At 76.9% G+C, this 21153-nt stretch carries 19 protein-coding genes and 1 pseudogene; 10 read left to right on the top strand and 10 right to left on the bottom strand.

What is annotated here, in order from left to right:
• Positions 1 to 83 precede the first annotated feature (83 nt).
• The 3 genes from BLP29_RS07910 to BLP29_RS07900 all read left to right on the top strand — a co-directional run bounded on the left by BLP29_RS07910 (position 84) and on the right by BLP29_RS07900 (position 1453).
• Positions 84 to 665 carry a TetR/AcrR family transcriptional regulator gene (locus tag BLP29_RS07910; RefSeq protein WP_207798373.1) on the top strand — a complete coding sequence of 194 codons (582 nt, stop codon included), beginning with the start codon at positions 84 to 86 and terminating at the stop codon, positions 663 to 665.
• The gene (locus tag BLP29_RS07905) at positions 662 to 1111 is read left to right on the top strand and encodes an SSI family serine proteinase inhibitor (protein WP_165839324.1); all 450 of its coding nucleotides are present in this window, start codon (positions 662 to 664) and stop codon (positions 1109 to 1111) included. Before BLP29_RS07910 ends, BLP29_RS07905 begins: the two co-directional genes overlap by 4 nt.
• Before the next feature lie 117 nt (positions 1112 to 1228).
• On the top strand, positions 1229 to 1453 hold the full coding sequence (locus BLP29_RS07900; protein ID WP_092802097.1) for a hypothetical protein: 225 nt from the start codon (positions 1229 to 1231) through the stop codon (positions 1451 to 1453).
• Between the two features lie 21 nt (positions 1454 to 1474).
• On the opposite strand, the gene BLP29_RS07895 is transcribed toward BLP29_RS07900, so the two are convergent.
• Positions 1475 to 2548, bottom strand: coding sequence for a hypothetical protein (locus BLP29_RS07895; RefSeq protein ID WP_133379083.1), 1074 nt, complete (start codon positions 2546 to 2548; stop codon positions 1475 to 1477).
• Positions 2549 to 2611: 63 nt separating this feature from the next.
• On the opposite strand from BLP29_RS07895, the gene BLP29_RS07890 reads away from it, so the two are divergent.
• Genes BLP29_RS07890 through BLP29_RS07875 form a run of 4 tightly spaced genes read left to right on the top strand, consistent with a single transcriptional unit; the run spans position 2612 to position 5032 of the window.
• On the top strand, positions 2612 to 3250 hold the full coding sequence (locus BLP29_RS07890) for a hypothetical protein (protein WP_092802095.1): 639 nt from the start codon (positions 2612 to 2614) through the stop codon (positions 3248 to 3250).
• A complete protein-coding gene (locus BLP29_RS07885) occupies positions 3247 to 3801 on the top strand; it encodes a hypothetical protein (RefSeq protein WP_092802094.1) in 555 nt (184 codons plus the stop codon). Before BLP29_RS07890 ends, BLP29_RS07885 begins: the two co-directional genes overlap by 4 nt.
• The gene (locus BLP29_RS07880; protein WP_092802093.1) at positions 3798 to 4418 is read left to right on the top strand and encodes a hypothetical protein; all 621 of its coding nucleotides are present in this window, start codon (positions 3798 to 3800) and stop codon (positions 4416 to 4418) included. Before BLP29_RS07885 ends, BLP29_RS07880 begins: the two co-directional genes overlap by 4 nt.
• On the top strand, positions 4415 to 5032 hold the full coding sequence (locus BLP29_RS07875) for a hypothetical protein (RefSeq protein WP_092802092.1): 618 nt from the start codon (positions 4415 to 4417) through the stop codon (positions 5030 to 5032). Before BLP29_RS07880 ends, BLP29_RS07875 begins: the two co-directional genes overlap by 4 nt.
• Positions 5033 to 5059: 27 nt before the next feature.
• Here the strand turns inward: BLP29_RS07875 and BLP29_RS21760 are convergent, their stop codons facing one another.
• The 6 genes from BLP29_RS21760 to BLP29_RS07840 all read right to left on the bottom strand — a co-directional run bounded on the left by BLP29_RS21760 (position 5060) and on the right by BLP29_RS07840 (position 15828).
• Positions 5060 to 11410 carry a toxin glutamine deamidase domain-containing protein gene (locus BLP29_RS21760; RefSeq protein WP_092802091.1) on the bottom strand — a complete coding sequence of 2117 codons (6351 nt, stop codon included), beginning with the start codon at positions 11408 to 11410 and terminating at the stop codon, positions 5060 to 5062.
• Positions 11411 to 11451: 41 nt separating this feature from the next.
• Positions 11452 to 11661, bottom strand: coding sequence for a hypothetical protein (locus BLP29_RS20625; RefSeq protein ID WP_133379081.1), 210 nt, complete (start codon positions 11659 to 11661; stop codon positions 11452 to 11454).
• 393 nt (positions 11662 to 12054) lie between these two features.
• Complete coding sequence (locus BLP29_RS07860) at positions 12055 to 12447, bottom strand: hypothetical protein (protein WP_092802089.1); 393 nt, start codon at positions 12445 to 12447, stop codon at positions 12055 to 12057.
• Between the two features lie 1212 nt (positions 12448 to 13659).
• On the bottom strand, positions 13660 to 14088 hold the full coding sequence (locus tag BLP29_RS07850) for a hypothetical protein (RefSeq protein WP_092802087.1): 429 nt from the start codon (positions 14086 to 14088) through the stop codon (positions 13660 to 13662).
• Positions 14089 to 14190: 102 nt separating this feature from the next.
• Positions 14191 to 14622: a hypothetical protein gene (locus BLP29_RS07845; RefSeq protein WP_092802086.1), complete on the bottom strand. Its 432-nt coding sequence runs from the start codon at positions 14620 to 14622 to the stop codon at positions 14191 to 14193.
• A 984-nt stretch (positions 14623 to 15606) separates the two neighbouring features.
• Positions 15607 to 15828 (bottom strand): hypothetical protein, encoded by a 222-nt coding sequence (locus tag BLP29_RS07840; RefSeq protein WP_092802085.1) that lies wholly within the window; start codon positions 15826 to 15828, stop codon positions 15607 to 15609.
• A gap of 127 nt (positions 15829 to 15955) precedes the next feature.
• Here BLP29_RS07840 and BLP29_RS20620 point away from each other — a divergent pair, with 127 nt between their 5' ends.
• Both BLP29_RS20620 and BLP29_RS07835 read left to right on the top strand, forming a co-directional pair.
• A complete protein-coding gene (locus BLP29_RS20620) occupies positions 15956 to 16312 on the top strand; it encodes a hypothetical protein (protein WP_133379079.1) in 357 nt (118 codons plus the stop codon).
• Between the two features lie 91 nt (positions 16313 to 16403).
• Positions 16404 to 16985, top strand: coding sequence for a hypothetical protein (locus tag BLP29_RS07835; protein WP_133379077.1), 582 nt, complete (start codon positions 16404 to 16406; stop codon positions 16983 to 16985).
• A 1439-nt stretch (positions 16986 to 18424) separates the two neighbouring features.
• On the opposite strand, the pseudogene BLP29_RS21995 reads toward BLP29_RS07835, so the two are convergent.
• From BLP29_RS21995 to BLP29_RS20960, 3 genes and pseudogenes are all read right to left on the bottom strand, one after another.
• Positions 18425 to 18850: pseudogene (locus tag BLP29_RS21995) on the bottom strand (WXG100-like domain-containing protein); the annotation flags it as partial.
• Between the two features lie 86 nt (positions 18851 to 18936).
• A complete protein-coding gene (locus tag BLP29_RS07830; protein WP_092802083.1) occupies positions 18937 to 19320 on the bottom strand; it encodes a hypothetical protein in 384 nt (127 codons plus the stop codon).
• A gap of 1 nt (position 19321) precedes the next feature.
• On the bottom strand, positions 19322 to 19720 hold the full coding sequence (locus tag BLP29_RS20960) for a YbaB/EbfC family nucleoid-associated protein (protein WP_165839323.1): 399 nt from the start codon (positions 19718 to 19720) through the stop codon (positions 19322 to 19324).
• Positions 19721 to 19840: 120 nt separating this feature from the next.
• Here BLP29_RS20960 and BLP29_RS07825 point away from each other — a divergent pair, with 120 nt between their 5' ends.
• Positions 19841 to 21151 carry a S8 family serine peptidase gene (locus tag BLP29_RS07825; RefSeq protein ID WP_165839322.1) on the top strand — a complete coding sequence of 437 codons (1311 nt, stop codon included), beginning with the start codon at positions 19841 to 19843 and terminating at the stop codon, positions 21149 to 21151.
• Positions 21152 to 21153 lie beyond the last annotated feature (2 nt).

Raw genomic sequence — 21153 nt, 5'->3', positions numbered from 1 at the left:
GATCTCTCCTCGATACCGGTGCGTATCCGATACCGACGAGTATGCTCCGCGTCGTGGGAGAGGCAAGCCCGGACGACGTGACGGTGCGCACCCGACCGCGCCGCGAGCAGGTGCGGGCGCGGGTGCTTGAGGCCGCGCGCGCGGTGTTCGCCGAGCGCGGCTTCGCCGGGGCCAGCACCGACCAGGTGGCCGCGGCGGCGGGATTCACCAAGGGCGCCGTCTACTCCAACTTCGGCAGCAAGGACGAGCTGTTCCTCGCGCTCATGGACGCCGAGGTCGCCGCCCGGGTGACCGCCGTCGAGCGCGCCCTGGCCGGCACCGCCGACCTGCCCGGGGCACTGGCCGCCGTCGGCACCGAGCTGACCGCCCGGGACCCGGCCTGGCAGCTGCTCTACCTCGAGTTCTGGCAGCGGGCCGTGCGCGACCCCGGCGCCCGGGCGGCGTTCGTCGCCTCCCGGCGCGACCTGCGGGCCCGCGTCTGCGAGGTCGTCGAGCGGTTCCTGGCCGACCACCCGGTGCACACCGGCTGGGACGCGGGCAGGCTGACCCTCGTGCTCATCGCGCTCACGAACGGCCTGGCCCTGGAGGCGCTGCCCGACCCCGAGGCCGTGCCCGACGACGTCCTGCCCCGCGTGCTGGCCGACCTGCTCGACCGCGCGCCGTGAGGCGGGCCGCGCTCGGGCTCGGCGCCCTGCTGCTGCTCGCCGGCTGCGGGGCCGGCGACGGCGGCGACGGCCAGGGCGGTGGGGACGGCGGGGGCAGCGGGGCGACCGCCGCACCGTCGGCCAGCAGCGGGGGGACGCAGCTGACCGTCGTCCTGGACCTCGACGGGTCCGGGGACACGGTCACGAGCACGCTGACCTGCGACCCGCCCGCCGGCGACGTCGCCGACCCCGCGGCCGCGTGCGCCCAGGTCGACGCGGTCGGGCCGGCCGGGTTCGCGACCCCCGACCCGGGCGCGGTGTGCACGCAGCAGTACGACGGCCCGCAGACCGCCGACGTCAGCGGCACCGTGGCCGGGCAACCGGTGCGGGCGACGTTCACCCGCACCGACGGGTGCGCCATCAGCCGCTGGGACGCCCTGTCCGCCCTGCTGCCGACCGCACGGTGATGGCCGGGACCCGTGGGACGGGTGGGGTCGAGATTGGCATACCCACAGCGACTGCGCGGTGATGTTCGGTGACATCTGTCGGGGCGACGGACCGGTCGGTCACCTAGCGTCGATGCCATGACGTCGACGCTCCTGATCATCGGTGGTGTGCTCCTGGCACTGGTCGGGCTGCTCGCGCTCATCGTCAAGCTGAGCGCCCACCCCGCCGACGGTCGAGGGTCGACGACCTCCGCGCGCACCGCCGCCCGCACCCCGGGCTGGGTGGTCGACACCGGCCAGAAGCACCCCGACGCCTGGGACCCGCTGTCCCAGACCAGCACCCACATCCGCGCCACCCGCTGACGCGCGCCGCCGACCCACGACTCAGCCGCGACGGCGGCGCGCCACCTCGGCCTCGGCGGCGGCCAGGAACGCGCGGTGCCGCTCGGCGGCCTGCTGCAGCTCCGCGCGCCCGAACGCGGTCTCCGGCGTCATCAGCGGCACCGGTGTGCCGGTGCGCAGCCGCGCCGGCACGACGTCGGCGCCCTCGGGCACCAGGGCCAGCAACCGCTCGTGGACGGCGACGCCCACCAGTGACCGGCTCCGCAGCAGCGCGAGCTGGACGTCGTCGCACCGGGCCGCGACGTCGGGCTGCTCGCCCTCGGGCGGGGTCACCCGGCGGGCGAGGGCGTGCAGGTCGCCGCCGCCCACGCCCTCGCCCGGCACCTCGGCGCCCCGGGCGGTGGCGTCGACCGGTGCCCCGCACCACGGGCAGGTGCCGTGCACGCGCCAGCCCGACCCCGTCTCGGCCAGCACCGGGTCCACCGCGTACCGCGCGGGCGGCGGTCCGCCGCGGCACGGGTGCGGCGCCAGCAGCGCGAGCAGCCCGGCCTCCTCGACGTCACGGGCCGGCCGCGACCAGCGCAGCCGCACTCGCCGGGGCCAGGCCTGGGCCGAGGTGGTGAGCAGCAGCGGCCACGGCGCCCAGGCGACGGCGAGCGCCACGAACGGCACGACCATCGTCGGGTCCGTCGGCTCGCCGTCGACCAGCACGTACTTCACCAGGAACAGGCCGGTGACCACGCAGGCGATGGTGAGCAGCCGGGCCGGGAAGAACCCCTCGGAGAACGACCCGAGGTGCACCACCCGCTTCACGCCGCGGAAGGCCAGCGCCGCCAGCATGACCAGCACCCCGCAGAGCAGGAAGCCGCCGACGAGCTTGCCCAGCAGCGGCCAGTCACCCCCGGCGATCGACACCGCGTAGCGCACGGCCACCGCGAGCAGCGCCAGCGGCACCACCAGCAGCAGCACGGCCGCGAGCACCACCGGCAGCGGCGGTCGCACCCGTGACCAGCCGCGCAGCACCGCGGCCGTGCTGGGCCCCGGCCCGACCGGTGGCCGCGCCGCGGCCAGCACCTTGCGGGTCTCCATCACGGGGGGACGGCGTGCGCTGGTCACCGCTCGAGGTTGGCACACCGCGCCGCGGGCGGGCGGGGCGCCGACGGCGATAGGGTCGCCTCGATGTCCAGCGCCGACGACAGCCCACCCGACGCAGCCGAGCTCGTGCTGCCGATCGGGCAGTGCCTGGGCGTGGGTCCGGCCGGCCCGGTGGTCGAGGTGCGGCTGGGCGCCGCGGTCGAGGAGCTGGGCCCCGAGGAGTTCGCGCTCTGGTCGATGGCGCACAGCGACCCCGCCGGCGGCACGGACCCCTGGGGGCCCGCCGGTCTGCTGGCCGCGGCCCAGCGCGCCGAGGTCGACGGCGCGGCCGGGCACGTCGACGCGCTGCTCGAGCGGGGGCTGCTGGCCCGGGCCGTCCCGGGCACGCCCTCGGCCCACGCCCTCGCCGGCGCCGTGCGCCTGCTGCCCCTCACGATGGGCCTGGGCAACACCCACCAGTCCCCGCACGTCTACCGCATGGGCCGGCCCGACCGGCTGCTCGCCGTGGGCAGCTCGACCACCTACGACCTCTTCCAGTGGGCGCACATGGAGAGCAGCCTGTGGCGGGCGTGCGAGGCAGCTGCGGCGGTGTCGGCGCGGGTCGGCGCCACCGACCCCGGTCTGGTGGACCCCGACGAGCTGCTCACCGGCATCCTCACCGGCCTGCACGCCCTGCTGGGCACGAACGCGGCCTGCCTGGACACCTGGGGGGTCGCCCCGTGACGCTGCTGCTGCGGGTCGGCCACGCGATGGGCCCGTTCTACCCGTCCATCGGTGCCTTCGCCCGGCACCACGTGGTGCGCGTCGGGTGGGACACCCCGAAGCTCGTCGGCGAGGTCGAGCGGGTCACCTGGGAGCTCGCCGTGGGCCACCCCACCGCCGACCTCGACCCCGCGCTGGTCGACGACCTCGTGGCCCGGGGCCTGCTCGTGCGGGTCGAGGAGACCCCCGAGGGGCGGCTCGCCTTCGCCCGCGCCCACCGGGTGCAGCCCCTCGGCGTCGGCACCCTGCCCACCGACGACGGCGGCCGGGTGGTCGGCACCTGGATGTCGCCGGTCGCCGAGCTCGACCCCGAGGCCTTCGACATCTGGGCCTGGGCCCACCTCTTCCCCGACCTCGACGCCGCAGCGACCGGCCTCACCGGCGCCTCGGCGATCCCCGGCGACGACCCCGCCGCCGTGCTCGACCGGCTGGTGCACCGGCTGCCCGAGCTGCTGGCCGCCGAGGTGCTGTACCTCGACGTCCCCCGCGACGGCGTGCGGCCGGTGCCGTGAGCGGGCCGCTGGTGGTCCCGCTGGGGCGCCGGCTCGCCGTGTACGACCTCTCCCTGGAGCACGACCCCCGGGCGGCGCAGGCCTTCGTGCAGCTCGCCGGGCAGACGGTGCAGCTGGGCGGGGCCGCGCTGCACCTGTGGGACGCCGCGCACCGCGACGGCCACGGGGCCGAGGACCTGGCCCGGCAGTGGGGCCTCACCGACGCCGACGTCGACGCCGGGCGGTCCGAGCTGCGGGCCCTGGGCGCGGTCAGCGAGCTGACCGACACCGTCGACGGCCGCCGCACGTGGGCGGGGGCGCACACGCTGCACCCGCTGGTGCTGGGGCTGGGCGAGGTGGCCGACCAGCCGGCCGCGCACCACGTGGGGCTCCCCGGTCGTCCGGTCGTGCAGACCACGCGCGCGGTGCGCGACGTCTGGGCCTGGGGCCCGCTGTTCGGCGACCTGTGGACGTCGGTCGGCTGGCACGCCGCGGGGTACGCCGCCGACGGCCTGCCCGACCCGCGGGCGGTCGACCCGGACCTGCTGCTCGCCGACGTCGTCGCGGTGCTGCCGGCCCTGCTGCAGACCACCGCGGCCTACGTCGACCTGGCCCTGCCCGCGGCGGGTGCGGCGTGAGCCCGGGGGCGCGGGTGCTGCCGGTCGGGTTCCGGCTGGGACCCGAGACCGTGCCGCAGCCGGTCGTCGGCACCGTGCGGCTGGGCTGGAAGCGGCTGGGCCTCGGGCTCGACGAGGCCCTGGTCTGGGACCTCGCGCACGGGGTACCCGGCGACGACCCGCTCGCCGGCGCCGAGCGGCTCCTGGCGCACGCCGCGGCAGCGGGGGTGGCCGACCCGTCGGCGGTCGTCGAGGGCCTGCTGGCGCGGTCGCTGCTGGTCCGGGTCCCGCCGACCGGGCAGGACCCCGCCACCCTCGAGGCCCTCGCCCACCGGCTGCGGGCACGCCCGCTGCTGGTCGGCATCGGCTCGGGCTCGGCACCGGGCACCACGGCCCTCGGCGTGCCCGGGTGGCCGGTGCTGGAGCTGCCCGACGTGGCCGCCAACCGCTGGGACGACACCGCGGTGCTGGCCGACCTCTGGGCCGCGGCGGAGTTCTCCCTCGTGCGCGAGGACGGTCCCGACGCCCCGCCCCCCACGCACGACCGTCTGCTGGCTGCGGTCGCCGTGGTGGTGGACGACCTGCCGCTGCTGCTGGCCCACCACTGCGCCTACCTGGACCTCGCCCGACCCTGATCGCCGTCCTCGTCGGGCGTGCGCGGTTCAGCGCCCGGCGAGCACCTGGCGCAGCCGGCCGAGCAGGTCGGGCACGGCGCGCAGCCGCAACGCGGAGCGGGCCGACTCCGCCTCACCGGGCGGGAGCAGGCGTGGGCCGCGCCCGGGCACCAGCCGCACCGGCCCCGGGCCCAGCACGACCGGCAGCTCGCTGAGGCCGCCCTCGGGGCCACCCCGCTCCCCGACGACGACGGCCCCGGGCAGGCGGTGCTCCGGCACGCCGAGGGCTGCCACCGCCTGCTCGACGGCCTGCGTGACGGCCACGGGGACGCCCCACCAGAACGCGCCGCCGGGGACGTCGGACAGCACCAGCACCGCCCCACCGCCGCGCCCCGGCTCCACCCAGCGAGCCAGCAGGTCGACGGCTGCGCCACCCGGGGCCACGACCGTGACCACCGTGGCGAGCGTGCGGCCGATGCCGTCGGGCCACACGTCGAGGTCCACCGCGGTGCCGACCGCGCCGGCCGGGGACGACGGGGCCGGCGGCGGCGAGTAGGGCAGCGGCGGTCGCGACGGGGTGGCCGGACGCCCGGACGTCGGCGGGACCGGCGGTGCCGCGGGAGCCTGCGGCGCGGCCGGGACCCGGGGTGCCGCGGGGGCCGACAGGGACGCGGGAGCCTGCGGCGCGGCCGGGGCCTGCGGCGCGGCCGGAGCCTGCGGCGCGGCCGGGGCCTGCGGCGCGGCCGGGGCCTGGGGTGCCGCGGGGGCCGACGGGGACGCGGGAGCCTGCGGGGACGGCGGGGTCGACGCCGGCGGGGTCCCGACCTGGCCGCGGCAGGTGCAGGGCACACCGGGCGGGCAGTCGCAGGTCTCCTCCGGCCACCACCCGGTCGCGTTCGCGATGGTGCGCACCCAGCGCAGGAACTCCTCGTCCTGTGCCGTCTCCGCCAGCGTCGCCGCCACGGCCGACCCCGCACCGACCAGCGCGGCCGAGACGGTGGCCAGGGCCGGGGGCAGCGTGGTGCGCAGCCGGGCGCGGTCGGGTCCGGCGTCCAGCAGGCCCAGTCGGCGGGCCTCCTCGACCACGGCCCGCACGCGCTCGGTCCGGTCGGCCGGGACCGTCCCCGCCAGCTCCTCGGTGCTGCGGGCCAACACGGCGACGTCCCGCGCCCGGGCAGCGGGGTGCTGCTCGCGGGCGGTCGGGTCCTGCGCCGAGGCGGCGAGGTCCCGGTCGGGGGCTGCGGTGTCGTGCGTCCGGACGGTGTGGCCGCCGAGACCGGGCAGCCGACCCAGCGCCGACTCCACCGCCGCCACCACCGCGGCGGCACGGTCCAGCAGCAGCTCGAGCGCGGCCGGGCGACCCGACCGGGCCGCACGGCCGTCGAGCCGGTCGCGCGCCGCGGCGAGGTCGGCCTGCGCGGCCAGCGCCCGGGTCCGGGCGCGCTCACGGGTGCGGTGCAGCGCGGCCTGCTCGGGGGCGAGGTCGATGCCGGCCCACCGTGCCCGCCGGAGGTCGACGGCCTTGGCCCGCAGTGCCTCGTTGTCGAAGGTCGAGCGGCCGGCGGCGACGTCGGCGCCGGCAGCGACGAGCGCGAGCGCCGCGCCGGTCATCGCCCCGGCGGCCCCCACCGCGATCGGCAGCGCCGGGCCCGCCAGGGCCCGCCACGCCTCCGGGGAGAGCAGCTCCAGCGGGGTCATGGAGGTGCCGGTCACCATCAGGGCACCCGCCCCGGCGGCGACCGCCAGGGAGGGCGCGAGCATCCGCCCGACGGCGGTCAGCGGGTGTGGTTGGCCCGTTGAGGCCGGGGCGCTCACCGCGGGGGTGGTCGTCTCCTCCACCGTGGTCGACGCCGGCGGCGGCTCCGGGCTCGCCGGACGGGGCGGGCGGCGGACCCCCAGCAGCCGCTGCCGCACACCGGCCGCGGCGACGTCGGCGAGCAGCTGCTCGCGCCGCCTGTTCTCGGCCTGCTGCGCGGCGAGCTCGGCCCGGGCGGCGTCGTGCTCGGCCCGCCGCTCGGTCCGGGCCGCGTCGAGCTGCTCGGTGGCGGCCCGGGACCACCGGCTGCCGGGACGCTTGCCCTGTTCCTTGGTGACCGCGGCGGCGCGCTCGGCCAGCGCCACGGAGACGGCCAGCGCGACCGGACCGAGGGCGAGCCCGACGGCGGGGGCGATCCCCATCGTGCCCACCCCGAGGGCGGTGGCCGCCAGCGAGGGCACCAGCGACGACGCCAGCCCCTTGGCCACGGCCCAGCTGGGTGCGGGCACCGCGGTGGGCAGCTCGTCGAGTGCGGCCAGGCGCAGCTGCACGGCCTCGTCCAGCACGGCGCGGCGGTGCGGCCAGCCCAGCGCGTCGGGGTCGCTGTCCAGCACGGGCGCGCTCTCCAGCCCCATCGCGGTGGCCAGTTGCCGGGCCCTGGCGACCGCTGCGGTGCGGCGGCGTCCACGGGCGTGCTCCACGGCCTGCAGCGCCTCCCGCAGGTCCGCCACCCGGGCGCGGTCGGCGGCGCTCAGGCTGCGGGGGTCGACCGGGCCGGACCGCGGGCCCGGGGTGAGCTGGTCGGTGGTCGACCCGGCAGCGGCGTCCGGGTCGGTGGCCGGGTCGGTGGTCGGGTCGGTGGTCGGGTCGGTGGTCGGGTCGGTCGTGCCCGTGGTCGCCGCCGTGGCCGACCGGCCGGACCCGCCCGCCGCCACGTCGGCCAGGAGCGCGTCCAGCCGGGCCGCCCGGCGGGCCGCCGCGCGTGCCTCGACGTCGAGCTGCCGCCCCGCCGCGGCGTCCGCGGCCGACCGGGCGTCCTGCTCGGCGGCGGCCCGGGCCCGACGACGGGCCTCCTCCAGGGCGGTCCGCTCGGCCTCGAGGCCGGCCTTGTGCTGCGCCTGCCGGTTCTCGAGCGTGGCGCTCAGCCCGGCGCCGACGACGGCCGCCAGCAGGGGGACCAGCGTGGTCACCGGGGAGCCGGCCAAGCCCAGTGCGGCCGCGACGGCGAAGCCGACGGCGCCGACGACGGCTGCGGTGCCGGCACCGGCGGTCGCCTTGCCCACCCAGGCGCGCAGCGCAGGCGTGGGGGCCGGTCGCGCACCCGGCGCGTCGACGGGCAGCCCCTGCTCGGTCGCGGACCGGTCGGCGGCGGCCTGGTCGGCACGGTCGGACTCGGCGCGGGTGGAGTCGGCGCGGGTTGGGGTGGCGCGGGTGGGGGTGGTCGTGCGGCCCGGCCCGGTCTGCTGGCCGAGGGACTCCAGTCGCTGCTGCAGGGTGCTCAGCGCCCGGGCACCCGGACGCGCCGGGGTCGCCGGCTGCCCGGTCAGCTCGGCGAGGGCCGCGGTGGCGGCGTCGGCGGCGTGGGCCGCGGACTGGTCGGCGCGCGCCCGGCGCAGGGCGTCCTCGACGGCGCGGTCGTGCACGGCGACCGCGTCGGGCGGCAGACCCCGACGGACGTCGTCGGCGGCCCGCAGCAGCTCGGCGAGGCGGGCCAGCCGGCGGTCGGCGAGGGCGGCGGCGATCTGCCCGGCGACCCCGGCGACCGCCGAGAGCACCCCACCCGTGATGCGCGCGGTGTCCCCGGTGACGGCGCCGACGCCGATCGCCGTCGCGCCCGACGTGAGCGCGGCGAGCACCCCACCGAACCCCACCTTGACCGCGGCCGTCCCCGCCGTGGGCAGGCCGCTGGGCAGCATCCGGGGGTCGGCGACCAGGCCGAGCACGGCGACGGCGCGTCGGGCGTCGACCGGCAACCGGGCGACCAGGTCGTCGAAGTCCGGCGAGCCCCCGGTGCGGTCGCCGTCGGCGTAGCGCCCCTCGGCCAGGCCGAGCAGCGGGAGCAGCTCGGCGGCGACCCGGGCGGCCCGTCGTCGCTGCAACGGGTCCGGCGAGGTCGCCTGCTCGGCCAGGCGGACGAGGTCCTCGGACCGTGCGGCTGCCTCGGGGCTCAGCCCTGCCGGGTCACCAGCTCCTCGTGCACGTCCGCCGCCCGCACCTGCCCGTTCGACGGGACCGGCGCGACCGTCCCCCGGCGCACCAGGTACGCCGAGTCGCCCCGCTGACGGGGTCGGGGCGCCACCCACCACGCGTCCCGGAACGGACGCACCTCCCAGCGCGTCGGGTCCTGCTGCGCGGGATCGGTCCCCAGCCACCGGAGCACCTCGGTCAGCGCCTCCTGCGGGGAGCCGTCCGTCGGTTGCTGCTGCTCGGTCAAGCTCTGCTCCCGTCCACGGGCCGCCCGGTTCACGGACGGCCGCCTCCACCTGCCACACCTGCCGCCGGTAGCCCGGTGGCCAGGCCGACGTCTCCCCCGACTGGCCGTCGACCCACTGCACCCCCTCGCCGGTGACGACCGCGTTGAACCAGTGACCACCGTCCGGGCCGAGGTCGGCGTCGTGCCAGTCCACCCCGATGATCGCGACCGTGCCCACCGGGCGGTCCCGCAGGTCGGCCTCCAGGGCCGACCAGGCCTCGGTGGTGAAGGCGTCGTGATCGGCATCCGGTGCCGCCGTCAGCCGCTGCAGGGGCTGGCTGCCGGTCCAGGACCACACCTCGTCGACCTCGCCGGGAGGCACGCGGCCGTCGCCCAGCGCCGGCCGGATGCCCATGCCCTGGAGGATGTCGGCGACGGCCCGCGCGCAGTCACCGCAGTTGTTGGCCCAGGCCTGCACGGCGGCGGACGCCGGCGCGAGGGTGCGCAGCAGCGGGTTGACCAGCGGCAGCCAGTTCGCCAGCCCCACCAGCGGGTCGGCCGGGACTGCGCGGGCCAACGCCTCGGCGACGTCGGGGCCGGGTGAGAGGTAGCGGTCGGGCTCGACCTCGTCGCGCGGGACACCGGTCTCGACCCCGCCCGGACCCGGCCCGGGGTTCAGCCCTGCGGCAGCGTCGTCCCCAGCTCGCGGGCCAGCTCCTCGGCCCGCGTCCGGTCCACCCGTCGCACCTGGCCGGCGTCCTCCGCCCACTCCCGGGTCAGCGCCCGGTCCACGATCTCCGGCGCGTTGTCCCAGGTCGCCGTCCGCCTGTTCCACAGCACGGTCGCCGACGGGTCCGGCGGGACCACGTAGAGGCTCGTCAGCTCGGGCGGGGTCCCGCGGCGGACCTCCCAGTAGGTCGGGGCGTCGGGCACCGTCGGGTTCCCCTTCGATCAGCGAGGCGAGGTGGTCGCCGAGCGTGTCGGCCGCATCGGGAGCAGCCTCCTCCAGGACCTGCGCGGGGGTCAGCTCCCCTGGCCGGCCAGCTGCTCCCAGGCCTGCTCCAGGCTCTCGCGCGCCAGGTGCACCGGGCGGACCCGACCGCCGCGCACCATGATCACCGGCGCGCCCCGCCGCGGGGTCGGCCGCGTCACCAGCCAGGCGTCCCGGAACGGGTGCGCCTCCCACGTCCCCTCGGTCGCCTGGTCGTCGGTCCCCGTCCAGGCCAGCGTCGCCGCGACCGCCTGCTCCGGGGTGCCCGGCACCGCCGACCCCGGCTGCGTCGTCCCCGGTACCTCGTCCTGCGGCAAGGTCCACTCCCTCCCAGGCGGCACCGGGCCGCCGAACCATCGCTTCGCCCCGCCAGATGCCGTGCGGGTAGGACGGCGGCCACCCGGTCGCCGTCCCGTCCTGGCCGTCGACCCAGAGCAGCCCCTGGCTCGTCACGACCGCGTTGAACCAGTGCCCGCCGGCGTGCCCGCGGGGCAGTCCGGGCACGTGCCAGTCGACGCCGACGACCGCCACGGTGCCCACCGGGGCACCGCGCAGCCGGCCCTCCAGGTCGGCCCAGACGTCGGCGGTGAACGCGCTCGTGTCGTCGGCGACCGGCGAGCCGTCGGTGGGCGGCACCGGCGCGGGCGCGACCGCCTGCGCGGTCGGCGCCCCGCCGGTCCAAGCCCACATCTCGGCGTACTCGCCCCGCTGCGGGTCGCCCCAGGCCGGGCGCATGGCCAGCCCCTGGACGGCGTCGGCCACACGGCGGGCGCACTCGCCGCAGTTGTTGGCCCACTGCTCGGCCTCCGCCGTCCCCAGCGGGTGGTCGGCCAGGTGCGGGTTGACCGCGCCGACCCAGCCGGCGACGTCGCCACCGGCCACCCGGTGGGCGTCGCGCAGGGCGTCGGCCTCCGCGGTCCCCGGGTCGGTGTAGCGGGCCGGGTCCACGGCCGGTCGCGGCACGCCGGTCTCGTCCTGGCCCGGCTGCCAGGTGGGGGTCGTCGGCAGCTCGGTGGCGACGGGAGCGCCGTTCGGGCCCGCCCCGACCTGGACGTAGGGCACCGTGCCGGTGCGCATGCCGTCGGCGAGGGCCTCGGCCAGGTCGGCCTGCGCGGGGTCGGCGGCGAGGGCCTCGGCCACCTGGCGGAGCGCGGCGTCGACGTCCACCGGTTCGCCCGGGCCGACGACGGCCAACCGTGGCCCGCACCGGACGACGTCGTGCCCGGCGACGGTCGCCACCGGCTCGGGGACCGCGCCCAGCGCCTCGGCGACCGCGGAGGTCAGGTCGGGGTGCGCACCTGCTCGAGGTCCGTCACCGCCGACAGCGGCACCGTCGTGTTGAACACGCCCCGGTCCACCTCCGTCAGTCCCAGGTCGCGGGCCGTCCGGCTGCTGCCCAGGTGCCGCAGCACCAGCTGGTCGCCCTCCTGCGCCATCACCTGGAACGGCTCGTCCTGCCACCGACAGGTCGTCCGCAGGGTCGTGCGCACGACGTCCGCCCTCGGCACCTCCAGGCCCCACCCGCCCGTCGCTCGTGGGGCGAAGCCCTCCGACGGGCCCGGGGACAGCAGCAGCACCGTCCGCCCCCCGGGCCTGACCGTTCCTCGATGGGTCAGCCCGCGGTGCTCCCAGTACGTCCCGTCCGGCAGCTGCTGTGCGGTCATTCTCGGTCTCCAGGTGAGAGGGGGACGGCGGGGCGGTCGGCCCCTCCACACCACGGAGGACCCGTCCGGCAAGGTCTGCGTCAGCTCGCCCCTCCGTGTCCTCCGTCCCGACCAGCTGTTCGTCCGCGACCGAACGCCACGCCACGTCCAGGTCGTGGTCAGCTCGGGAACCCGAACCTCCTTCGTCCGCGGGTCCATCACCGTGGACGGAGGCGTTCGTCAGGCCTCCCTGCGGACCTGCCGCTGGTCCCCCACCTCGGACTCCGGCACTGTCGTCGTGAAGACCCCCGGTGCGACGCGGGTCCAGCCCGAGCTCTCCGCCTCCTTCTCGTCGTGCCCCAGGTAGCCCAGCTGGATCTTGCCGTGCCCGCGGCCGAGCACCTGGACCGTCTGGTCCCGCCACGTGGCCAGGGTCACCTGACGCCAGATCTGCACCTCGGCCATCGGCACCTCCCGTTCGAAGCCCCAGCCCGGTCGCTGCGGGGTGAACCCCTCCTCCGGGTCCGGCGACAGCAGCAGGGCCGTCGTCCGCGACCGGACCCCGCCCGGGTAGGTCCGTCCGCGCCAGTCCAGGTACACCCCGTCCGGCAGCGGTGTGGTCGGGTCCGGCATGGGTCCCTCCTGCGGGGTCGGGGCTCTCGCCCGTGCGTGGTGGAGCGGCGTCGCCGGTGGCTGCCCAGACAGCACCTTCGCGGCTGGGGAACCATGCCCCCTCGTCCGGCCGCGCCGGGTTGCGGACGAAGACGCCGAGCAGCGTCTCGCCGCCCTGCGGGTCCAGGGCCCAGAGCTCGGCACCGGTGGACAGGGGCGCGAACTCGGTGGCCTCGAACTCCGGCACGGGGGTGCTCTGGTTCTGGGTGAACCCCGTGCCGGTGAAGGGGATGCGGTAGTCGACCGTGCCAGACAGGCGAGGCCCGTACGGGACGTGCAGTTCGGCGACGTCCGCGGGGGCGTAGCGCAGCACCGCGACGGAGCCGTCCCCGGGCAGGTACGGGGGTCGGCCCTCCCGGCCGACGTAGTCCTTGTCGTCGTAGTCGAGCGCGAGGGCCGAGCGGAGCGCGTCGGGGGTCGCGTACGCCACGACGTCGGCGGCCCGAGCTGTGAACCCCTTGGTGGCCTCGGGCGAGAAGATGCTCGCTGCCTCCCCTACCGGGGTGTTGGTCAGGTAGTTGCGCAGCGACTCCGGGGTGACCGCACGTTGCAGCAGGTCACCCGCCTCCAGTCGGACGGCCTGGCGCTCGGCATGGATGGCGGCCACCTCGTCGTCCGTGATCGGGACGTCCTTCCGGCTGCCCGCTGCGGCCGTGAACTGCTCGACGGTCATGCCGCCGGGCAGTCGGCCGGCCAGGCCCGCCGACCACGGTGGGCCCAGGTCGAGGCTGGTCCTGGCCAGGCGGGGGGTGTAGCTCGTCCCGTCGGCCATCTCGACTGCGCCGTCCGGACCGACGTTGCGCGGTGGCGGCCAGCCGCCGTCGGGCCGTCCTCCCGTCGGCTGCTCCGCGGCGGTCAGGCCGTCGCGGAGCGACTCCGGGTCGGCGGGGGGCTGCTCGGTCGGTCCGCCCAGATCTCCTTCTGGTGCGCCTGGTCCGGTTCGGCCCCCATCCACGTCAGCCCGAACCGGCCCGGCTGCTTCGCGTACGTCACCCGGAACGGCTCGCCCCGCCACCGGCACGTCGTCTCCAGCACGAACACCTGCGCCTCGGCCCGTGGGACCACCACCAGGTGCGACGGCGTCGTCGAGGGCCCCGCCGGGTACGTCGTCCCCCGCCACTCCGCGTAGATCCCGTCCGGCAGCTCGATCATCACCCCGGTCCCCCGTCTCCGTCAGTCCGGCGGGGTCCCGCCCAGCGTCGTCCGTTCCTGTCGGACCTCGCTCACCTCGGCCGGCGTGCCCTCCGCCCACCACCCGTCCCAGGGGTTGCCCTGCAGGCCCAGCCGGTCGGCCTCGTGCCGGTCCTCCTTCTGGTGCTGCAGCTCCAGCAGACCGTCCGGCAGCCATCGGGTCACCAGGAACCGGGCGCTCCGCCACGTGCAGGTCGTCGTCAGCTCGAACGCCCAGACCTCGCTCGTCGGCACCCGCAGGGTCCACAGCGCCGGGTTGGTCGTCGGCTGCCACTCCGGGCCCGCCGGGCTCGGGGCGCGCAGCTCCGTCGTCGCCGGGTCGTCCGCCAGGACGTTGCCCTGGTACGTCGTCCCCCGCCAGAGCACGTGGTGGCCGCTCACCGGACCGGTCGGCAGCAACTCCGGAGGCATCGCTGTTCCTCCCGGTCGGGCCGTCCTGCTCACCTGCCCCAGGTCGGTCACCTCCGATCCCGAGACCATCGCCTGCCAGCCGAGGCTCTCCAGCCCGTTCGCTCAGGTCTCCTCGTGGTGCGGCGGCGCCGTCGGACCGACCGCTCGCCGGTGCTGCACCAGGTCGGTCACCTCGCTCCGCGGGGCCGCGACCGTCCAGACCCCCCGTTCCCGCTCGCGAAGACCCAACCGGGTCACCTGGTCCGGTTCGGTGCCCATCCACGTCAGCCCGAACCGGCCCGGCTGCTTCGCGTACGTCACCTGGAACGGCTCGCCCCGCCACCGGCACGTCGTCTCCAGCACGAACACCTGCGCCTCGGCCCGCGGGACCTCCGCCCGGAACTCCCCGTCCGGCGTCGGCCGGAACACCGGGTCCTCCTGCGTCGGGGCGTACACCACGACCAGGTCCGACGACGTCGTCGAGGGCCCCGCCGGGTACGTCCTCCCCCGCCACGTCGCGTACTGGCCGTCCGGCAGGTCCGGTGGCTGGGTCAACGGTCGCTCCTTCGTCGAGGACTGCACGGGCCGCCAGCCCCGCGTCGGTGAGGACCCACCGGCCGGAGCGGGCGGAGAAGGTCGCGAGGAGGTCGGCTGGACCGTCCCGCCGGATGGACAGCAGCTGCGCGCCGTCGGGGACCTGCGTCGGGCGCAGCACCGTCTCGGGGATCCACCGGTCCGGCGAGGCGGTGAAACCGTTGCCGGTGAACGGGTCGTCGCTGCCCGGTGGCGGATCTGGCCGCCAGCCGCCGAACCGCTCCCCGTAGGGCGTCTCGAGGGCACCGGGGTCGCCGAGCGGGAAGCGGAGGACCGGCAGGGTCTCGGCGTCCCGGTCGTACACCGGCCGTCCATCGGCGCCGTCGAAGGTGAGTGCCAGGCCGTCGTACACGGCAGCCGGGGTGTCGAGGTCGGCGACATCGCCGAACCGGGCGCTGAAGCCGGCCATCGTGGTGGCGTCGTAGAGGACGTCCCCTGCATCGTCCAGGACGACGCCGTTGGTCAGGTAGAGCTCGAACGCCTCTGGCTGCAGAGCGCGCTGCATGGGCACCCCGGGTGGGAACTCGACCGAGTCCCGGAGCGACTGCAACCGTTCGACGTCCGCCTGGTCCAGCGCACCGACCTCGGTGCGCCGGAGGGCGTCGAGCTCGGCCAGCTCGGGCCCGGGGACGCCGGCCGCGAGCTCGGCGTGGAACGACCTGGGCGGCCCGCCTCGGCCGTCGGCTCCGGTCGCGTTCGCCACCCCCGCACCCGTCCCGGGATGAACTCCGGGTCCTCCTGGGTCTCGGTGAACACCAGCAGGGTCGTCCGGTCGCCCGTGTCCGACCCGCGGTACTTCCTCCCCCGCCGGTCCACGTAGGTCCCGTCCGGCAGGTCGGTCATCGCTCGCCTCCCCTCGGGTGGCGGGGTCGGTGCTGGGTCCCTCGGTGTCGTCGGGGGTCAGCTCTGGATCCGGCCCCGTTCCGTCGAGGGTGCCGGTCCCGGTCAGGTGGCGATCGACGCCCGTTCCGGCCAGGTCCCCGTCGTCCCCTGCCGGTGGCGGAGCCAGCCGCCCACCCATCCGGCGCGGTCCGTCGTGCCCGTCGTCTCCCCGGTCGCCAGGCTGATCGTCAGCCGCTCGTCCATCGCCTGCGGGCTCGGCCCGTACCGGTAGACCACCTGCTGGTCGGTCAGCTGCTCCCGCTCCACGAACGTCGCCGTCGCCATCGGTCAAGCCCTCCGTCGTCTCGCCGGTGCGAGGAGTGCGCACCGAAGCCCAGTCGTGCACCTGCTGCGTGGCCTCGTGCGCGTCCCAGTAGGTCAGCCCGGGGTCGGCCCGCATGAGGGCGGACTCGTGCAGTTCGTGCTCGAGGAGCACCAGGTCGGCCGGGGTGTGCGTGCCGCGTCGCAGCCGGATCCACGCCTCGGCGATGTCGGGGTCGGCGTCGAAGCGGCCCCGGGTCGGACCGTCTCCCCACCGGTCGCCGAAGTCGTGCTCGTCGAACATCAGGTGCTGCTTGACCTGGGCGACGTCGGACTCGGTGAAGGTTCGGGAGCCATCCGCGCGCAGGGTGTCCGCCAGGCGGGCGGCGATGGCCGGGACGTCCGTGGTGTCGGACCGGAACGTGTCGTACTGGGCGTCGGCCCAGCCGAAGGAAGCTGCGTCGTCCACCGGTCGCACCGACGCGCCGGTGGCGACGGTCTGCGGTGAGCCGGGGTCAGCGGTGTGCTGGTCGGCAGGTGCGGCGTCGGTGGCCCGGGCACCCGGGTCGACGGGCCCGTCGACGGTCTCCCTCGCCCCGGTGTCGGTACCGGACGGTGGCGCGGCGCCGTCCTCGCTGCCCGTCGGGTTCACCCGCGACGCCGTCGTCGTGGACGACGAGCTGGCCGGGGACGGTGTGGTCGTCGGGGAGGGGGTCACCGACGAGGTGTCGGTGGCCGGCGCCGGGGTGTCGACCGCCGTCTCGACGTGCAGACCGGCCCGGCTCGCGGCGCGCTCCCGCAGGAAGGTCTCGACCTGGTCGCGGGAGAGCTGCTGCTCCGGGGCGAGGCCCTTGTTCAGCTTCTGGGTGAGGTCGTCGACGACCGCGTCCCGGTGCTCGACGGCCTGGCGCAAGGGATCGGACGCCGGGTCCGCGGCTGTCGTCGTGTCCGGCTGCCCCTCCGTCGCCGGCGAGGGGGACTGCTGCTCCGCCGGCGGGGCGGAATGGTCGGTCGGCCCGCCCTCGCGCGACGACTGCGACGGCGACTGCCCGGACTGCGAGGTCTGGGTGGACGAGGAGGTCGCACCCTGCTGGCCCGACGGGGTCGAGCTCTGCGACGACTGCGGGGAGGACGACTGCGGGGAGGACGACTGCGGAGACGTCGAGGTCGACCCCTGCTGACCCGTCGAGGAGCCCTGGGGGGAGGAGGACTGCGTCGTCTGGGACGGACCCGACGACGTAGACCCCTGCGAGGCAGACGGGGTCGACCCCTGCTGACCGGACGGCGCCCCCTGCGGGGAGGACGACTGCGGCGCCTGGGATGTCGACCCCTGGGGGGATGACGACTGCGGAGACGTCGAGGTCGACCCCTGCTGACCCGTCGAGGAGCCCTGGGGGGAGGAGGACTGCGTCGTCTGGGACGGACCCGACGACGTCGACCCCTGCTGACCTGACGACGCCCCCTGCGGGGAGGACGACTGCTGGGACGACGACTGCGGGGACGAGGACGTCGGCGAAGACGACGCAGACGTCGAGGGTGAGGACGAGGAGGAGGTCGCCGGGGTCGAGGCCGCACTGGACGGGGCGCCCGCACCGGCAGTCGCCGTTCTGCCCTGCTGCCCCCCGGACCCCTGCTGCGAGCCCGAGCCCTGTTGTGCGCCCGACCCCTGCTGGGACCCGCCCGCCTGCTGGCCCCCGGCCCCCGCCTGACCGGTCGCGCCGGCGGTCTGACCCGCCGCCCCGCCGGTCTGCCCGGTCGAGCCCGCCGCGCCGGTGGTCGACCCCGCGGCACCGGCGCTCGCCCCCGACGTCCCCCCGCTCTGGCCCCCGGTTCCGGGTGCGGTCGTCGTCGAGCCGCCCAGCTGGCCCTGTGCGAGGTCGCCTCGGGCGACGGCGTCGGCGCCCTGGTTCAGCATCGCGTTGCCCAGGGTCTGACCGGGCCGGGTGACGGCCGAGATGACGTCGATGCTGACCGGGCTCACGGTGCCGGCGCGACCGGCACCGCCGAGCGCGGCGCCGAGGTAGCTCTGCGCCGACGGCCAGGCCCATTGCCCGTTGACCAGGCCGTTGGTCAGCGTGCTGCTGACCGGCGAGGTGATCGCGTTGTTGGCGGCGGCGTTGAGCGCGTTGCCCGGCCAACGGCGGACGGCGTTGCCCAGGCCGGGCAGGTTGCCCACGGTGTCGCGGCCGACGCGGTTGAGCGGCAGGTTGCGGGTGGCCCGGCCGAGGATCGGCGCGATCGCCCCGGCACCGATCACCCCGCCCAGCGCGCCACCCACTGCCGAGGTGACCGTGTTGTTCCAGTTCCAGTCGGTGCGGGTGCCCTGCTGCATCTGGATGGCCTGCGAGATGGTGTCGATGAGGACCTCCTCGGCGACCTCCTCGAACACCTCCCGGCCCAGGTGCTGGACGACGTGGTTGCTGAGCGCACGGGAGACGACACCGCGGCCGACGGCGCCGGCCGCGGCGGTGGTGACCTCGCGGGCGGCGGCCTGGGTGATCGCCTTGGTGGCGAACCGGCGGCCCACGGCGGCGACGATCTTCTGGATGATCTGCCCGATCGCGGTGCGGGCCGTTGCTGCGATGGGGCCCAGCAGGCCGCCGGTCGCGCCGCCGGTGAAGAACATGCCGATGAGCGCGATGAACGCGGCGATCACCGCGACCCAGAAGGCCACGTTGATGGAGATCTTGCCGAACTGCGTCTCCATCGCGAAGTTGTCGGTCTGCTGCTGCATCGCCGACACGTTCTGCAGCAACGCGGCGAGGCCGGACTCGGGCGAGGCGATGAGCTGCTGCGCGACGTCCTCGAAGGCCAGCGCCGCCGGCGCGTCCCAGCCGGCACGCAGCGTCGTGGTGGCGTCGCTGAGCTCGCCCGCGGCGTCGCTGAGCTCCTGCGCGAGCGCGGCCCACTCGTCGCGGATCGCCCACACGGCCGTCTCGCTGCCCTCGGGCCAGCTCTGCCCGGAGACGACCATGGAGACCAGGTCGACGAACCAGTCGGGCTGGTCGCCCACCTCCCAGGCGGGCGTGACGTCGCCGGAGCTCATCTCACCCCCGGTTCAAGGTCGTCGGCAGGCGCCGGCGGTGGCGCACGTGAACTGTCCCACTGCGCCCGACGGCGCGGGGGTGGGGCTCAGGAGCCGCTGCCCGGCGTCCCGGCGCCGGAGACCTGCGCGTCGACCGGCAGCACCTCGGCGGCCTGGTCGGCGTCGGAGGCCAGCGAGTTGCCGATGGCGGTGCGCGCACCCTGGCCGCGCTCGTGCAGCTGCTGGGCGACCGCACGCACGCCGTCGCCCACGGCGCCCGCGTTGTGCACGTAGCCCGCGTCGCCGGAGGCGAAGTTCTGCCCCGCCTCGTCGCTGCCCCACGGCTGGCCGCCCTGCAGGCTCTGGATGGTGGCGAGCCGGTTGGTCACCGACTGGTTCAGCGCCCCCTCGGCGGCCTCCCAGGCCAGGATGCCGGCGCCGGCCTGCGCCGGGTCGATCGAGACGCTGTTGCCGCTGTTGGTCTCCGCCATCTCAGGCTCCTCGTGTCCGTCGGTGCATGTCGCCGATCACCTGGTCCAGGTCGCCGTCGAGGGTGGCCCGCATCTGCTCGGGCGGCACGACGGCGGAGAACGTGTCCACCACCTGGTCGCGGGCGGCGGCGGCCGCCTTCTGCACGGTGGCGGTGATCGTGTCGGCCAGCTCGCGCGAGTCGGGACGGCGGTAGATGCGCGGGTCGAGGTCGAGCCGCACCAGGTCACCCTGCGGGCCCACCGTCACCGTGACCAGCCCGTCGCGGGACTTCTCGGTCACCTGCACCGCCTTGGCCTTGGCCAGCAGGGCGGGGGCCTCGGCCACCATCGACTCGAAGCGCTGCTGCAGCTGCTCGGCGTAGACACGCAACGCCGTGACGTCGGACGCCGTCGGTTCCATGCGACCTCCTCGTCCAGCTGTGCGGCCCCGGCACCCCGCGGGGGACGTGGGTCGACGATACTGGCCCCGCCGGTTCCCGCACCCGCGGACCGGGTGCCGAGCAGCCCCGGGGAGGCGCACGTGGCGGGATCCCGCCTCCGGTCGGCCGCTGCGGCGCTGGCAGCCGGCGCGGTGGCGGCCGGGGTCCTGGTGGGTCCCGGGGCCGGCCGGGCCGTGGCCGTCGAGGTGTGCGACCAGGCGCTGCCCGAGTCCGCCGTCGTCCAGGACGTGCCCTGGCCGCAGCTGCGCTACGACCCACCCACCCAGGTGTGGCCGTTCGGCACCGGCGCCGGGGTCACCGTCGCCGTCGTGGACACCGGCGTCTCCGCCACCCACCCCCAGCTGCAGGGCCGGGTGCTGCCGGGCACCGACGTCGTCCGCTCCGGGCCCGCCGACGTCGACTGCACGACGCACGGCACGGCGCTGGCCAGCCTCGTCGCCGCCGGTGCGCAGACCGGGGTCGGGCTGCGGGGGCTGGCCCCCGACAGCACGATCCTGCCGGTCCAGGTCACCGACGACCCGGTCACCGACCCCGCCGCCGAACCCGTCGACCCGGCCCGGCTGGCGGCCGGCCTGGACGCCGCGGTCGCCGGCGGGGCGCAGGTGGTGCTGGTCGGCACCGTGCTCTACGGCGACGTGCCCGACGTCGCCGCCGCGGTGACCCGTGCCCTGGAGGCCGGGGTCGTCGTGGTGGCCCCCGTGGGCGACGGCCACGACGACCAGCGCGGCAACCGCCCCGACCCGGCGTCGCTGACCCCCTACCCCGCGGCCTACGACGGCGTCGTGGGCGTCGGCGCGGTCGACCGCAGCGGCCAGCGCAGCCGCGGGTCGCAGATCGGCGAGTACGTCGACGTGGTCGCCCCCGGCGGCGACCTCGTGGCCGCCGGCTCGACGGCGCAGGCGGTCCACAGCGGCACCGCCTTCGCCGCCGCGTTCGTGGCCGCCACCGCGGCCCTGCTCGTCGGCTCCCCCGAGGTCGGCCTGCCGTCCGGCCCCGCCCGGGGCCCGGCGGTCGAGGCCCAGCTGGTCGGGACGGCGACGCCGGCCGCCGGCGTGCTCGGGTACGGCGCCGGCGAGCTGTCGCCGTCGCGGGCGTTGACCGAGCCGTTGTCGGGCGGTGCGCCCGCCTCCCCGCAGGGCTACCGGCCCCCACCGGTCGACGAGGTGGCCGTGGCGCGCGCCGCGACCGAGCAGCGGGCCGACACCCTGGCCCTGCGCTGGGCCGCGGGGATGCTCGCGGCCGCCGCGCTGGTCGTGCTGGTGGCCGTGGCGCTGCCCCGGGCCCGACGACGGCGCTGGCGGGCCGGCGCGCCGGCCCCCGCCCGGCGGGTCGAGCGCGACCCCGAGTTCGTACCCGGGGACGCCCTGTTCCGCCCGCCGCCGCTGCCCTGAGC

The organism is Klenkia marina (assembly GCF_900101025.1).
In the GTDB taxonomy this organism is placed as follows: Bacteria; Actinomycetota; Actinomycetes; order Mycobacteriales; family Geodermatophilaceae; genus Klenkia; species Klenkia marina.
This window is presented reverse-complemented; position numbering and strand designations above follow the sequence as displayed.